Source organism: Methylophilus sp., from assembly GCF_008015755.1.
Lineage (GTDB): Bacteria > Pseudomonadota > Gammaproteobacteria > Burkholderiales > Methylophilaceae > Methylophilus.
The window spans coordinates 24,092-38,841 of sequence record NZ_SSGF01000001.1 but is presented as its reverse complement, the minus strand read 5'-3'; the positions used below and the strand labels follow the sequence as shown (position 1 = coordinate 38,841).

The 14,750-nt window shown below is 51.7% G+C and carries 10 protein-coding genes; 3 read left to right on the top strand and 7 right to left on the bottom strand.

Annotated features, from left to right (window positions below; all coding sequences use genetic code 11):
- Window positions 1–6: 6 nt before the first annotated feature.
- The 3 genes from E6Q52_RS00190 to E6Q52_RS00180 are packed head-to-tail and all read left to right on the top strand — an operon-like array spanning window position 7 to window position 2,368.
- Window positions 7–741 carry an RNA polymerase sigma factor FliA gene (locus E6Q52_RS00190; protein WP_292817183.1) on the top strand — a complete coding sequence of 245 codons (735 nt, stop codon included), beginning with the start codon at window positions 7–9 and terminating at the stop codon, window positions 739–741.
- On the top strand, window positions 741–1,493 hold the full coding sequence (locus tag E6Q52_RS00185; RefSeq protein ID WP_292817181.1) for a flagellar motor protein: 753 nt from the start codon (window positions 741–743) through the stop codon (window positions 1,491–1,493). Before E6Q52_RS00190 ends, E6Q52_RS00185 begins: the two co-directional genes overlap by 1 nt.
- On the top strand, window positions 1,493–2,368 hold the full coding sequence (locus tag E6Q52_RS00180; RefSeq protein WP_292817179.1) for a flagellar motor protein MotB: 876 nt from the start codon (window positions 1,493–1,495) through the stop codon (window positions 2,366–2,368). Before E6Q52_RS00185 ends, E6Q52_RS00180 begins: the two co-directional genes overlap by 1 nt.
- Here E6Q52_RS00180 and E6Q52_RS00175 read toward each other — a convergent pair.
- The 7 genes from E6Q52_RS00175 to smc form a co-directional block, all read right to left on the bottom strand.
- Window positions 2,365–4,659, bottom strand: coding sequence for a bifunctional diguanylate cyclase/phosphodiesterase (locus E6Q52_RS00175; RefSeq protein WP_292817178.1), 2,295 nt, complete (start codon window positions 4,657–4,659; stop codon window positions 2,365–2,367). The genes E6Q52_RS00180 and E6Q52_RS00175 overlap by 4 nt on opposite strands.
- Before the next feature lie 285 nt (window positions 4,660–4,944).
- Window positions 4,945–5,559 carry a sulfite oxidase heme-binding subunit YedZ gene (locus E6Q52_RS00170; protein WP_292817176.1) on the bottom strand — a complete coding sequence of 205 codons (615 nt, stop codon included), beginning with the start codon at window positions 5,557–5,559 and terminating at the stop codon, window positions 4,945–4,947.
- Between the two features lies 1 nt (window position 5,560).
- Window positions 5,561–6,508, bottom strand: a complete 948-nt coding sequence (gene msrP, locus E6Q52_RS00165; RefSeq protein WP_292817174.1) for a protein-methionine-sulfoxide reductase catalytic subunit MsrP — start codon at window positions 6,506–6,508, stop codon at window positions 5,561–5,563.
- A 210-nt stretch (window positions 6,509–6,718) separates the two neighbouring features.
- A complete protein-coding gene (locus E6Q52_RS00160; protein WP_292817172.1) occupies window positions 6,719–7,540 on the bottom strand; it encodes a tetratricopeptide repeat protein in 822 nt (273 codons plus the stop codon).
- A gap of 58 nt (window positions 7,541–7,598) precedes the next feature.
- A complete protein-coding gene (gene ligA, locus E6Q52_RS00155; protein WP_292817170.1) occupies window positions 7,599–9,686 on the bottom strand; it encodes an NAD-dependent DNA ligase LigA in 2,088 nt (695 codons plus the stop codon).
- A 4-nt stretch (window positions 9,687–9,690) separates the two neighbouring features.
- Window positions 9,691–11,142, bottom strand: a complete 1,452-nt coding sequence (locus E6Q52_RS00150; RefSeq protein WP_292817168.1) for a cell division protein ZipA C-terminal FtsZ-binding domain-containing protein — start codon at window positions 11,140–11,142, stop codon at window positions 9,691–9,693.
- Between the two features lie 52 nt (window positions 11,143–11,194).
- Window positions 11,195–14,704, bottom strand: a complete 3,510-nt coding sequence (gene smc / locus E6Q52_RS00145) for a chromosome segregation protein SMC (RefSeq protein WP_292817166.1) — start codon at window positions 14,702–14,704, stop codon at window positions 11,195–11,197.
- Window positions 14,705–14,750: the final 46 nt, after the last annotated feature.

The following is a 14,750-nucleotide window of genomic DNA, read 5'->3' as shown; positions in this document are numbered from 1 at the left end:
AAAAACATGTATACCGCTAAAGGCAAGACTAACAATACAGACCAGATGCTGAAACAGCATAGCGGCTTGGTCAAAAAAATGGCTTATCAGTTAAAAGCCAAGCTGCCCTCTTGTGTCGAGCTCGATGACCTGGTGCAAGCCGGTATGATCGGTCTGATGGATGCCATTCAGCGTTACGAGGATAATCACGGCGCGCAATTTGAAACCTATGCCTCACAGCGTGTGCGTGGTGCCATGCTCGATGAGTTGCGCGGTGCCGACTGGCTGCCACGCGGCATACGCAAAAACATGCGCGATATTGAGGTGGCCGTGCAACAGCTGGAACAAAAGCATGGTCGCCCACCGACCGAATCTGAAATTGCCAAGCACATGAATTTCACGCTCGAGGACTACTATGATGTCTTGAGCGACTGCCAGGGTCACCAGCTGATTTACTACGAAGATTTTCAGGATGACGATGGCGGCGAGCACTTTCTTGACCGCTATGTCGATGACGACACCAGTGATCCGGTCAAATCATTGCTGGAAAGTGATTTCCGCGAAGCATTGATTGATTCGATTGACCACTTGCCCGAGCGTGAAAAAATGCTTATGGGCCTGTATTACGAGCAAGAGCTCAACCTCAAAGAAATCGGCGCCATTATGAGCGTCTCAGAATCACGTGTCTGCCAGTTGCATAGCCAGGCAGTGGCCCGTTTGCGTGCGTCTATGCGTGATAAGTCCTGGACCGGAGTGGCCTGATGGATTGGGGCAGTATCGCCGGGCTGGTCATTGCGCTGGCTGGGCTGGTCTTTGGGCAACTCATTGATGGCGGTCGTCTCAACTCGTTGATGCAGCCCGCCGCGTTTGCCGTGGTGATTTTAGGCACCACCGGCGCCGTGCTACTGCAAACCGAACTCAAGTTGTTTATCAAAGGCATCCGCATGCTGCGTCTGGTATTTGTGCACCCACAAGACGACAGAAAAAAACTCGCCATTAAAATTAACCAATGGAGCCTGCAGGCGCGCAAAGAAAGCGTGTTATCCCTGGAAAGTTATATCAAACGCGAGCAAGACCCGTTTGTACGCAAAGGCTTGCAACTGCTGGTAGATGGCACCCCACCCGACCGCATCCGTGAAGTCTGCGCGATTGATATGTATTACTACGAACTGCAAGAACGAGAAGCTGCCAAAATCTGGTCGGCTGCGGGCGGTTATGCACCCACCGTGGGTATTTTGGGCGCAGTATTGGGCCTGATTCATGTCATGGAAAACCTGTCTGACCCGGCCAAAATTGGCAGCGGCATTGCCGTGGCGTTTGTCGCGACTATTTATGGCGTCGCCTTGGCTAACCTGGTGTTTCTGCCGATTTCAAACAAATTAAAAGGTCATATTCAACACGAAATGTCCAGGCGCGAGATGTTGCTGAATGCCTGGGTGTCGATTGCCCGTGGTGACAACCCGAAACTGGTTACTGAGCGCCTGGAATCATATCTGCACTTGCGAGAATCGTGATGTATAGACGCCGCAAGCTGGACGAAGACGATGAAAGCCACGAACGTTGGCTGATCTCTTACGCTGACTTTATCACCCTGCTGTTTGCTTTTTTTGTGGTGATGTATGCCACCTCGACCATCAACCTGAATAAATACCGGGCGCTTTCCAGTGCCGTTGTGACGGCTTTTCAAGGCAAGCCAGGCGAGACAAATACGCCTGAGGCGCAATCGCAAGCCACGCTGCAAAACCAGAGCGCGGTACTCAAGCCCCTGCCCCTCAGTTATTTGTATCAGGAAAAGAAACAGCGTGACCAGGAAAAAGTACGTGCGATTGGCAGACAAATCGCCCATGCGCTCATGCCTTGGGTTGAGCAAAAATTGGTGACGGTTTACCAGTCTGAGCGCGGGGTTGAAGTAGATATTCAAAGCAGCTTGCTGTTTAGTGGCAACCAGGCCACATATTCTGCACAGGCGCTGCCTGTCTTAAACGCCCTGAGTGCACAGCTTAAAAATGAATACCGTACCCTACAGGTCGAAGGCCATAGTGATAAACAGCTATTTAGTGGAGAGGCCAATGCCGATAGCAAACGCTGGGAACTGACTGCCGCACAAGCCGCGCATATTGCTGCCAGTCTGGTGGCACAAGGCATTGCCAGCAAACAACTGACCGCGATAGGCATAGCAGATACCAAGCCAGTCTCCAGCAGCGATAACGCATTGGCGCAAGCGCTCAATACCCGCATCACCATACGTGTGTTAACCGCTGAAAGCAGTGCCCAACAAACCAGCAATATCGCCACCCGGCAAGAGCTAACAGCAGAGTCTATTGATACAACGCCAGCTCCTGAGCTTGCGCCACCAACCGCGGCGACGCCCGGTAACACCCCACCTTAAGTCAGCGCGTCCTGCAGCCAGGTGTTGAATTGTTCAATGGGCAAGGGTTTGCCGAACAAAAAGCCTTGATAGCGGCGACAACCGTTATTCAACAACAGCTCCATCTGTTCCTGGGTCTCTACCCCTTCCGCAATCACGCTCAGATACATGCTTTGCGCCATGGCGATAATCGTGCGGACAATCGTGCGGTCATGGCTGTCGGTAACAATATCATTGACGAATGAGCGGTCAATTTTAAGCTGATACAACGGTAGTTTTTTGAGGTATTGCAAAGAAGAGTAACCGGTACCAAAGTCATCAAGCGAGAACTGAATGCCGATCTGACTGAGTTCGGCCATCACGCGCACCGCATCATCGACATTTTCCAGCAATACGCTTTCAGTGAGCTCTAACCGCAATGCATTCGGATTAATCTGATGGCGCTGGATGCAGGCTTTGACCATGGCAATAAAGTTAGCCTGGGAGAACTGGCGCGCGCTGATATTCACCGACAAACTCAGCTCACGTGTTTTTAATGATTGTTGCCAGAGCGCGATTTGCGCGCAAGCCTGGTCGAGCACCCACATACCAATTTCAATAATCAAGCCACTGGTTTCAGCCACACCAATAAACTGCAGCGGTGAAATCATGCCACGCTGCGGATGCTGCCATCTGAGCAACACCTCAGCGCCAAACGGGCGACCGGTATGGTCAACCTGGACTTGATAATGCAAACGTAATTGCTGTTGGGCAATGGCTTCGCGCAATTCCGCTTCAAGCATCACTTGTGTTGCAATTTCAGTTTGCATGCCTGGCTCATAAAGGCAGGCGTGGTTGCGCCCAGCCTGCTTGGCCTTGTGCATGGCGATATCTGCGGCCTTTACATAGTCTTTGTCGCCAGAGGTCAGCGTATCAAAGCTGCATAAACCCATGCTAGCGGTGATTGGCAGCTTTTGGCTGCCGATTTTAAACGGTCGCTCAAGCGCCTTTTGCAATTTGTGCTGCATGGCCCACAACTGCTGCAAGGCCTTATCAGCCGGGGTTGCCAGGCCAGACAACAACACTAGAAACTCGTCACCGCCCATACAGGCAATAAAGTGTGCCTCAGCCACTTTTTGCAGGCGCTCGGCCACCTGTTGCAGCAAGATATTGCCTACAGTATGGCCATGCGCCTCATTAATCCATTTAAAATGATCGAGGTCTATGTATATCAGCCCCCAATGCTCGCCGCCTACCACAGGCTGGCTGCGCAATTGCTGCAAAACCTCATAGACCCGTTTGCGGTTAGGCAGGCCCGTCACCGGCTCTAGGTAAGCCAGGCTTTGTATAGACTCTTGTGACAGGTGTCTATCCACGACAATACTCATCAGCTTGGCTGCCTGCTCTATTAGCGACTGTTCAAGCGCACTCGGAGTTTGCGGTTGGCGATAATACAGTGCAAACGCGCCCAGTACTTCGCCATCGGCGTTTAAGATAGGCTCTGACCAGCCAGCCTGTACACCAGAAGCAAACGCAGCCTCACGATGATTGACCCAATAAGGGTGTGTCATTACGTTTTCGACAATCACGCGCTGCTTCATGGCAATTGAGGTTGCCAGGGAGCCATTGCCCGCCTGCAACTGTAACTGGCGCAGTGTTTGCAGCAAGGCAGGCGGTAGCGATGGCGCAATCACAGTCTGTACCAATTTGCCGAGATTTTCGGTTAAGACCATCGCGCAATAGACATCTTTGTGCATCGCCTCAATGTCACGCACGATTTTTTCTAACACCTTAACGGTGTCTTGTTCCTTCAGGATCAATTCAAGAATAGAAAAGTTAAAGCGCTCATAAGCAACCGCCCTTAATTTTTCTTGTTGAAAGGCCAAGAGCGACAGGTGTTCATGGGTGGTCTCTCGCACCAGTAGCAGGCTGCGTAACTCGCCTGTGTTGATACGGCAATAATAGACACGACACTCCAACCAACGGCTTTGGCCTTCATCACAGGCAATCTGTAACACGCGCTGGCCGACTTGAGGTGAGGGTTGTGACAAAATGGCTTTAATCGGGTCATGCGTCAGCCGTGGCAGACGAGACCAAAAGTCATCTGCCGACTCAATGAGATCACCAGCCAACACCCTCAGGCATTCGCCCGCACTATTTGTTTCTACGCCAAGATAAAAAGCGGAATCATCGACCAGTGAACGCCACTGATCTAAAGCAGCGAGCAGGTCTAAAGGAGAGGAGAGGCTTAATGAAACACCTGGCTCCGGTGAAACGTTCAAAACATGGTCTGCCAGCGCCACTGCACCTGGCATGAGATTGACTATAGACATCGCAAACTTTCACAACCGCAGTGCAAAATCTAACTGCCGACAACGGAGCGCGCTCTGCTCATCGGTTGTTAAGAAGCCACACCCCCTGGGAATTGTAGTTGGGAGTCAATCTGGCATGACTGCTCCCATTTATCTTTGCGATAATGTGTCAAAAAGCAAATTGGTGTCAAGATAAATTGCTGTCAAAACCTAGACATTAACAACTGTCATCGGCAACCGTCACATTGATGTGACAACATGTCTTAAAATCAGCATTTTCGCGTATTGTCCGCCGGACAAGGCAGTCTATTTTTTAGACAATAATGGCCAGCGCAAAACAATCAATAGCGCAAAAACCACACTGTAAATAACAGGCTCAGTCACATCTTTTTTCACCAACCACCAAAAGTGCAGCAAAGCTAAAATAGCAATCACATACACCAGTTTGTGCAGGCTTTTCCAGCGCTGCTTGAGCATACGGATCGCTTGCTGGTTAGACGTGGCTGCCAAAGGCACCGTCAGCAGCAAAGCGGCGGCGCCAACCAGCACATAAGGGTGCTTAATAATGTCTTTCACAATGTCTGCCCAGTCAAACTGGTAATCCAGCCACAAATAACTAGTCACATGCAAACAGGCATAAGCAAACATCCACAAGCCTAGCAAGCGGCGCACGGCAATCAGCCATGCTTGTTGCGTCAATTGCCGCAGCGGCGTGATACTCAACGACACCAATAAAAAAACCAATGCCCAGGTGCCGGTTGAGCGTTCAATAAATTCAACCGGGTTCGCCCCCAGACCGTCGCTCACGCCCAAATAAACCAAGCGCAACACTGGCACCAGCGCGCCCAGCCAAATCATCGCTTTGAGCCAGCGAATGCAAGTTTTGGGAGAGATCGCAGAGAGTCGCTGTGACAATCCCATGCTAAAAGTTTTTCTGTAAATCCATGCCGGCATATAACTGCCCCACTTCATCGTAGCCATTAAACATTCTGGTTTTAATGCGTCCGGCAAACAAGCCTGAGCCGATTCGTTTTTCTGAGGACTGTGTCCAGCGCGGATGATCCACCGACGGGTTCACATTGGCATAAAAACCATATTCACGCGCGCCAGCTTTCACCCAGCTGGTATGCGGCATGTGCTCAACAAAGCGAATCGTACTAATCGCTTTGGCGCCTTTAAAGCCATATTTCCAAGGCACCACCAGACGCACAGGCGCACCGTTTTGGTTAGGCAACACTTTGCCATACAAGCCGACCGCCAGAATGGTTAACGGCTGCATGGCTTCATCCATACGCAGCCCCTCAACATAAGGCCAATCCAACACCGGAATACGCGCGCCTGGCATATGTCGCGGGTCATTATAAGAAATAAACTCAATATATTTGGCATTGCCTGTCGGCTGCGCCCAGTCAATCAATGCCTTTAATGGCAATCCCACCCAGGGAATCACCATAGACCAGCCCTCGACACAACGCATGCGGTAAATCCGCTCCTCTAGCGGCGCCAGCTTCATCAATTGCTCAATGCCAATGGTTTTATTCTGCTTCACTGCGCCTTCAATCTTGAGTGTCCATGGCGTTGGTTTAAGCAACACAGCTTCACGCGCTGGGTCTTCTTTGCCGGTGCCAAATTCATAGTAATTGTTATAACTGGTCACATCCTCAAAACTGGTTAGTTTTTCTTCTTTGCCATAGGCGGTCTTTTGAAAGTCCAGCGTTTGCGCCGCATAGGCTTGCGTGGGCAACAGCAGGCTCGCCGCCGCTGCACCAGCCGCTTTCAGCACCGTGCGACGCTGCTCAAACAAGGCTTGTGGCGTGATCTCTGAGGGCAAAATACCGCTAGGATTGCGGCGATTGTTATCCAGTAGCATAGCGTTTCCAGTCTAAGTGATTGCTTGTACGTGTTAGTCGCGTATGACAGGAAAACCTTACAGGGGATTCGTGAGAAAAGGTAAATCTTTTAATTGCGGGAATTGATGTTTGGTCGTTGCGTGCTGCCGATATCCACTATGAATGGCTCACGCAATTAAACAAACATCGCTTAACCTCGCACATTTAGCCTTAACTAGATAAATACTTAGCTATTTTGCTTTCAGCAGCAACGCATCTAACTCAGCATCTTTTAACCTGGCCGCCATGGTTTCAGCTTGTTGCATTAACTGCTGTGCGCCAGATGTATCGCCTTGTGCACGCTTGCTTTCTGCCCAGTAAATCGAAGTTTTTGCTTCATAGAAGTCACCGCCGTTGTCGTGGGCGTATTCCATCAGGCGTTGATAGGTTTTGTCTGCGCTGGCGTAGTCTTTTTTCTCGGCAAACAGTTTACCCAACGTCAGGCTGGCTTCTGCATACTGGTCAGGCGTACCTGACTTGCGGAGCATCATCACGCCTTTGAGCTGGTACTCAATCGCTTTGTCAGCTTGTTGCAGTTGCTGGTAGGCCATGGCTTCATGGATGTGGCTATCTGCGCGCTCGTCATCGTTCATGGCTAGTTTTTCGCCGTTTTCAAACGCGTTAAGGGCTTGTGCATATTGGCCAAGGTCAAAATAGGCTTCGCCAATCAGGTTGTGCGCAATACGGGTGTAGCGGCGCATATTTTGCTGCTCACTGAATTTGAGCGCTTGTTGATAGCTATCGATCGCCGCTTCATGCACTTTGGCTTCAAGCTGAGCGTTGCCTAGCAGCATGTGGGCAGAAATCAGGTCTAGCCCTTCTGGCTTTAGGCTAATCGCTTGTTTAAAACTTTGTTGCGCGGCAGCGTTTTGTGCCAAACCAGACTGTGCGCGGCCCTTACATAGCCAAAATTCTGCCTGATTCGCGTGCTTTTCAGCCATTTGAATGGCTTGCGCATATTGGCGGTTGCGCAGCGCCGTATCACAAGACTCTAACGCGGCATCTTTAGCCAAAGACTCATTAATAATCAGACAATTAAAAATTAATATTAAAGTGGTTTTTAAGTACATTTTAGAATAAATCCGGCTGGGTTGATGGCGTTGGTGTCGCTAATTGTTCGGTCTCTTCAGTCACGCCTGAGGACGGTGCAGAGGCTTGCAGCAGGGCGAGCAAAGCAGCCTCGTCCAGCACTGGCACATTGAGTTGTAGTGCTTTTTCCAGCTTGCTACCGGCTTCTGCTCCGGCCACCACATAACTGGTTTTGGCCGAGACACTGCCACTGACTTTTCCACCAACGGCTTCAATCATGGCTTGTGCCTGGTCACGCTTGAGTGACGGCAAGGTGCCGGTGAGCACAAAGGTTTTTCCGGCAAAAGTGGCTGATGCGGTCGTTTTGGTGATATCGGCCCAATGCACCCCCAGTGCACGCATGGCGGCAATGACTTCACGGTTGTGCGGCTCCTGAAAGAACTGGTAAGCGCCTTCCGCCACAATCGGGCCGACGTCGTTGACTTGCATCAGTGCTTCCACGTCTGCTGTCATTAAATCATCGAGATTACCGAAATGCTGCGCCAGGTCTTTGGCTGTTGCCTCACCGACATTGCGGATGCCTAGCGCATAAATAAACCGCGGCAAAGTGGCTTGTTTGCTTTTCTCAATGGCCGCCAGCACATTCTGCGCAGATTTCTCAGCCATGCGCTCTAACGCACTTAATACGGGCAGGCTCAAGCGATACACATCATCCAGGTGATGTACCAGATCACGCTCGACCAGTTGATCGACCAGCTTTTCACCGAGGCCCTCAATATCCATGGCGCGGCGAGAGGCAAAATGCGTAATCGCCTGTTTGCGTTGTGCCGGGCAAATCAGGCCGCCAGTACAGCGCGCTACGGCTTCATCCTGAGGCCGCACCACGTGTGAGCCACACTCTGGGCAGCTTGCAGGCATGACAAAGACACGAGCATCTGCCGGGCGTAATTCAGGCTTGGCAGACACGACTTCTGGGATGACGTCCCCTGCCCGCCTCACAATGACTGTGTCACCGATATGAATGTCCTTGCGGCGCAATTCATCTTCATTGTGCAAAGTGGCATTGGTGACTGTGACGCCGCCCACAAAAACCGGCTTCAGGCGCGCCACTGGCGTAATCGCGCCCGTACGGCCGACTTGTACGGTGATGTCTTCTACTACCGTAATGGCCTCTTGAGCCGGAAACTTGTGTGCAATGGCCCAGCGCGGCGCCCGCGACACAAAGCCTAGCGCGTCTTGTAAGGCAAAAGCATTGACTTTGTATACCACGCCATCAATATCAAATGGCAGGCTGCTGCGCTTGGCACCGATCTCGGCATAGTAGTCTCGCAGGCCTTGTGCGCCAGTTTTTACACCACGTAAGGCAGAAACAGGGAAACGTAAATCGGCCAGATATTGCATAGCCTCAGCATGTGAATGCAAGGCAGGCACGCCCTCGCTGGCACCCAGGCCATAGGCGAAGAAATGCAAAGGCCGCTTGGCGGTGATATTCGAGTCTAGCTGACGCAAACTGCCTGCTGCGGCATTGCGTGGGTTGGCAAATAGTTTGGCGCCCGCGGCGGCTTGTTGTTGATTGAGCTTTTCAAAGTCTTTTTTCAGCATCAGCACTTCGCCGCGCACCTCAAGCAAGGCTGGCGGCTGCACCATGTTTAAGCGACTAGGAATCGCACGGATGGTTTTCAGGTTATGTGTGACATTTTCGCCGGTATACCCATCACCACGCGTCGCCCCTTGCACAAACACACCGTGTTCGTAAGTCAGGGTAATCGCCAGGCCGTCGAATTTCGGTTCAACTGCGTATTCTACTTGCGGTTGATCGGTGCCTTCGCGCACGCGGCGATCAAAAGCATCCAGCTCTTCGTCGCTAAACGCGTTATTGAGTGAGAGCATGGCTTGCCGATGCTGCACACTATCAAACGCGGACAAGGCCAGACCACCCACCCGCTGGCTAGGTGAGTCTGATGTAATCAGTTCAGGATATTGCTGCTCAAGCGCTAGCAGTTCACGGAAAATGCCATCGTATTCACTATCACTCACCAGTGGTGCATCGAGCACATAATAGTGATAATCGTATTCGGCAATGCGTTGCTTGAGCTGTTGTAAATGCAGCGCAGCTTGTGGAACGGACATAAGATCAGGAGAACAGGCGTTTGGCGTGACTGCTGCCAGGCATGATGCCTTGTGCCGCCATGGCTTTAGAAATATTGTTTAATTGCTGACGAATTTTGTCCAGTTGCGTCTCACCGATGGCCTTGCGGTTGACATCAATCATGCTCGCACTGAGGCTACTCGCCATACTGGTAGCAATGTCAACCATATGGTCAAACACTTGCAAATTATTTGGGGTGGTTGGGATATCCAGCTGAAAAGTCACGCCAGTCATCACTGCTGTTTTCAGCATCTCGGCCGAAAACGGTTTGCCTTCGTAGTTGCGTACACTAAACGCAAGCTGACCATCTGCATTAAAACACTCAAAACGGCCATCCGCACTTAATTCCATGCCGCACGCTTCAGCCAGTCCGCGTAATTTGGTGGCATGAAACATGCCCTGATTGGCCAGCACATGAAACTCAACCGCTTTATCCACCTCGATACAAAATGCATCGATAGACTGTGCCTGCGTAGAGGGCTCATAGCCGCCTTGCCAGTTCACAGTGAGGCCGAGCGAACGCGCCAGGGTTTCCATAGACTTTTGGAAACGCTTGAGTGTCTCCTCATCGACCGGGCCACCTCGGTCAGCTAGTTGCAAGCTGCAGGCAACCTGGCTGGCGGGTATTTGGTCTTGCAACGCTTTTGCATCCAGTGCAAGCACATCCTGCCAGTCGCCCGTGGTCGAACTTTGCGCCCACAAGCCCGCATGTTGAGGAAAGGTTCTGACTTCGGCTTGCATATCTTCTAGTTCTGCCAGCATCACGCCCAATGGCGCATCAATCAAGCCGATCCAATCCATAGAAGGATGCACGGCCACTGGCAATGGCGGCTCATCTTCCGCTGTAACAACTTCTTCTGCGGTTGGAAAGTCCAACACTGGTTGTTCAAACACCGGAGCTGGCTCATCGAAAGATTGCGCAACCGGGGCGTTTACCTCTGGCTTTGCAGTAATGATGGGCTCAATTTTGGCGGGTTCTGTTTTTGCAGGCTCAGGTTTCAACGGCGTCACCGTTGACTTTGCAGGTGGCTGCGCTGGCTGTTTGTGTAAATTCAGGCCATTTTTATCAAAACTAGCGGTGGTCGCAGCATTAATTTTTGTTTTGGCTGACTCACCCACAGTGAAATCTGGCTCAATCTTGGTTGACTGGGTTGACTGGCGCACGCGCGGCTCAGACATCCAGCCTTCGACGTCTTCTGATACCACGCGTTGATCGGTATCGGCTTTTTTAAGCGGCGATTTTTTCTGGCCATCGGCTTGAGCAACATCGGCAGTTTTCACCGCGGCAGCATCGCTATCCAACACATCACCACGGGTATGGCTAAAACGATATTCAACATCTCTGCGATATTTTTTTTCCTGCCACCAGTTAAAAACTACCACTGCCAGAACGATGCTGACCCCAAGCAACACCAATATCATCCACAAATCAGACATGTGACCTTACAATCCTTAATAACGCTTGCATAATGATACAACAAAACTGACATTAAGCCGCATGCATGCGTATTGCCTCGTCGATATCCACATCGACAATGCGCGATACGCCAGACTCTTGCATGGTGACCCCAATTAACTGTTGTGACATCTCCATGGTGATTTTGTTGTGCGACACAAACAGAAACTGGGTTTTTTCCGACATCACGCGCACCAACTGGCAGAAACGCTCGGTGTTACTGTCATCCAGCGGTGCATCCACTTCGTCCATCAGGCAAAAAGGCGCCGGATTTAATCTAAACAAGGCAAACACCAGCGCCATCGCCGTCAGTGCTTTTTCGCCACCAGAAAGTAATTGTATGGTGGTGTTCTTTTTGCCAGGCGGCTGCGCAAATACCTGCACGCCGGTATCCAAAATTTCATCTCCCAACAGTTCCAGCTTGGCATTGCCCCCGTTAAATAACGTCTGGAACAACTCACCAAAATTGCGGTTGGCCGCATCGTAGGTTGCGCGCAGTTTGCCACGTGTTTCACGGTCTATTTTCTGTATCGCTTCATCCAGCGTTTCACTCGCCGTCAGCAAATCTTTAAGCTGGCTATCCAGATAGCCCTTGCGCTCTTTTTCAACTGCCAGTTCTTCAATGGCCGCCATATTCACCGGGCCCAACTGTTGGATCTGTTGCTGTAACTTTTGCGTGGTTTGCGCCAGAGCCTGCACGGTGCCTGACATATCCAGGCCTTGTTGTATAAGCGCTTCATCCATCCCGGTATCCGCCAAGGCAGACTGACATTGCTCGACCTGCAAACGGCACTCTTGCTGCTTGAGGCGCTTTAGCTCCAGAGCGTCTCTAAGCGGATGCAGTTGCTGCTCGACTTGCAAGCGCTGACGCTCCAGCGCCTGTAAAGCATCTTCTTGCTCACCAAAGGTGTTGCGCGCTTGCGCCAGCGCTTGCTCGCACACATGCTGCTGCGTTAACGCATGTGCCAAATTGGCCTTGAGCGCCTCCATATTACTAATCGCCAAGGCCTGCTCGGTCTCAACCAGGCGGTGCTGCAAGTGTTGATGTTCTTGCTCATTTTGCGTTAGGCGTTGCTGCAAATCAGCGACCGTATTGCTCAGTAAGGTTTGCTCAAACACTTGCGCCTGATGCGCTTTTTCCGCCTGTTGCACCGTTTCACGCAAGTTAAAATAAGCCTGCTCGGCTTGTTGTTTATGTGTCTGCGCTTCGCGCGCGGCGTGCTCAAGCCCGGCAAACTGTGACTGGTGATGCATCACGCTGGCTTGTACTTGCGCAATTTCTGCGCTCAAAGCGGTGTGGCGGCTTTCAGTCTGAGCCATGTCTTGCTGTAAGGCCGTCTGTCGACGCACAGCATTGTCATAAGCCTGTTGCAGGCGTGACACCTGCATTTGCGTATCATGCATACTGGCCGTGATTTGCTTGATACGCTGGTGACTGTGTTGTTGTTGCTGGCGAGCCGCTTGCAAGCTGGCCTCAAGCAATTGCACCTGCTGCTGCGCAGCCGTCACAGCTGCCTGCGACTCACTAAAGTGCACTTGCAGGGTATCCAATTGCTGCTGCCGCTCAAGCACACCCTGTATTTGATTTTGTCGACCATGAAACACAGCGCTATGGCGTTGGTAAACATCACCGCTCTTGGTCAGCAAACTCACGCCCACTGGCAACTGGGATTGATAGCGCGCTAGCTGTTGTACATCCTCCAGCACATAGATGCCCGCCAGCCAGTGCTGCAAAGCAGCTGATGCCTCTGCCTGCTTAATCGTCAACAAGCTGTATAAACTAGGTAAATCGTGCCATTGCGTTGGCAAGGCTTCTGTCGCTGATGCGGCTTGGGCCACCGCCAGCGCGGCTTGCGGATGTGGCAATTGCGACCAGTCGCTGAGCGTTTCCGGCAATAAGGCATTGAGTTTATGTCCCAGAAATGCCTCCAGCGCAGGTTGCCATTGGCTAGCGATCTGTATGGCCTGCCATAGTCGCGGCGCCGATTGCATGCCTGTTTTCTGCAGCCATGGCCCGAGTTGCTGATCCTGCTTGATGCTTTGCTGTAACTTGTGCAGCGACTGAATTTCGGCCTCTTGCTGATGTAAGGCACGTTGCGCCTGTTGCCAGCGATGACGCGCCTCTTGCAATGCCTGCTGTTGCGCGGCTTCTTCTGCCCGCAACAGCGTCAATTGCGACTCCTCATGCTGTAAAGCCGATTGCTGCTCAGCAAGCTGCTGCTGAAGCACATCCAAGGCCTGCATGTCCGGCAATGCCCACTGCCCTAGCTCTTGCTGCAATTGCTGCTGGCGTTGCGTGACGTCGGTCAGGTTGCGTTGGATAAAATTCACATTATTCTGTTCAAGCTGCATCTGCTGACGGCTCTGCTGTACCGCCTGCTGCGCCTGATTCGCCACTTGCTGAATGGCCTGTAACTGGCTCGCCTGTTCAGGCAAGCCTTGCTGCAAAGTGTGCAAATGCAGCACATGCTGCTCCACGGCACCTGCAGCGCTGGCCAAGGCTGCTGTTTTTTCAGTGAGCTGACTGTTTAATTGTTGCTGTTGCTGGCTTCTATGCTCCATCTGCCGCAATAATTGCTGCTGCTCTTGCAACAAGCGATCCCTTGCCTCTTCAGACTGCTTGACCTGTAAGCCAAGGTGAGACACCTGCGAATTCACTTCATAAAATGCCGCTTGTGCAGCGTGCAACTGGCTTGAAGTTTCTTGATGCTGCTGGCGCGCCTGCTCAAGCTGCAACTCGTGATTGCGTAAACCAGCCATTTGCGCCTCAAGCGCATTCACCGCTTGCTCAACGACCTGTGAGGCCGCCTCATGCGCCAGCACGGCATCGCGCTTGCGTAACCACCACCATTGCGCCTCGGCTAATTGGTGCGCTTGCTGCAAAGCATGAAAGTTCTGTGTGACCAGCGCTTGCGCCTCCAGCTTGATAATCTGCTTGTTCATTTCACGCGAAATATCTTCTACGCGTTCAAGGTTTTCGCGGGTATCACGCAGCCGTAACTCAGTCTCACGCCGACGCTCTTTATACTTGCTAATGCCAGCCGCTTCTTCCAGAAACACGCGTAGCTCTTCTGGCCTGGCCTCAACAATGCGAGAAATGGTGTTTTGGCCGATGATGGCATAGGCACGGCCGCCTAGACCAGTGCCTAAAAATAAATCGGCAACATCACGTCTACGCACCGCCATATTATTGATGTAATACGTAGAGCCTTTATCGCGCTCGATCACACGCTTGACGGCAATCTCGGCATATTGGCTCCATTCGCCATGGGCACCGCCAAGACTATTATCAAAAATCAGCTCAACACTGGCACGGGAGATCGGTTTACGGTTAGCCGAGCCGTTAAAAATCACGGCATCCATGGCATCTGCACGCATTTCCCTGGCGGAGGATTCCCCCAGCACCCAGCGTACCGACTCCATGACATTTGATTTGCCACAGCCATTGGGGCCGACCACGCCCACACGCTGCCCGTGCAGATGTATGGTGGTCGGATCGACAAAAGACTTGAACCCCGCAAGTTTTAAATGTGTCAGACGCAAAGTAAGAAAAACGCTTATAAGAATTTGAATGATTGCTTAAGCGTTA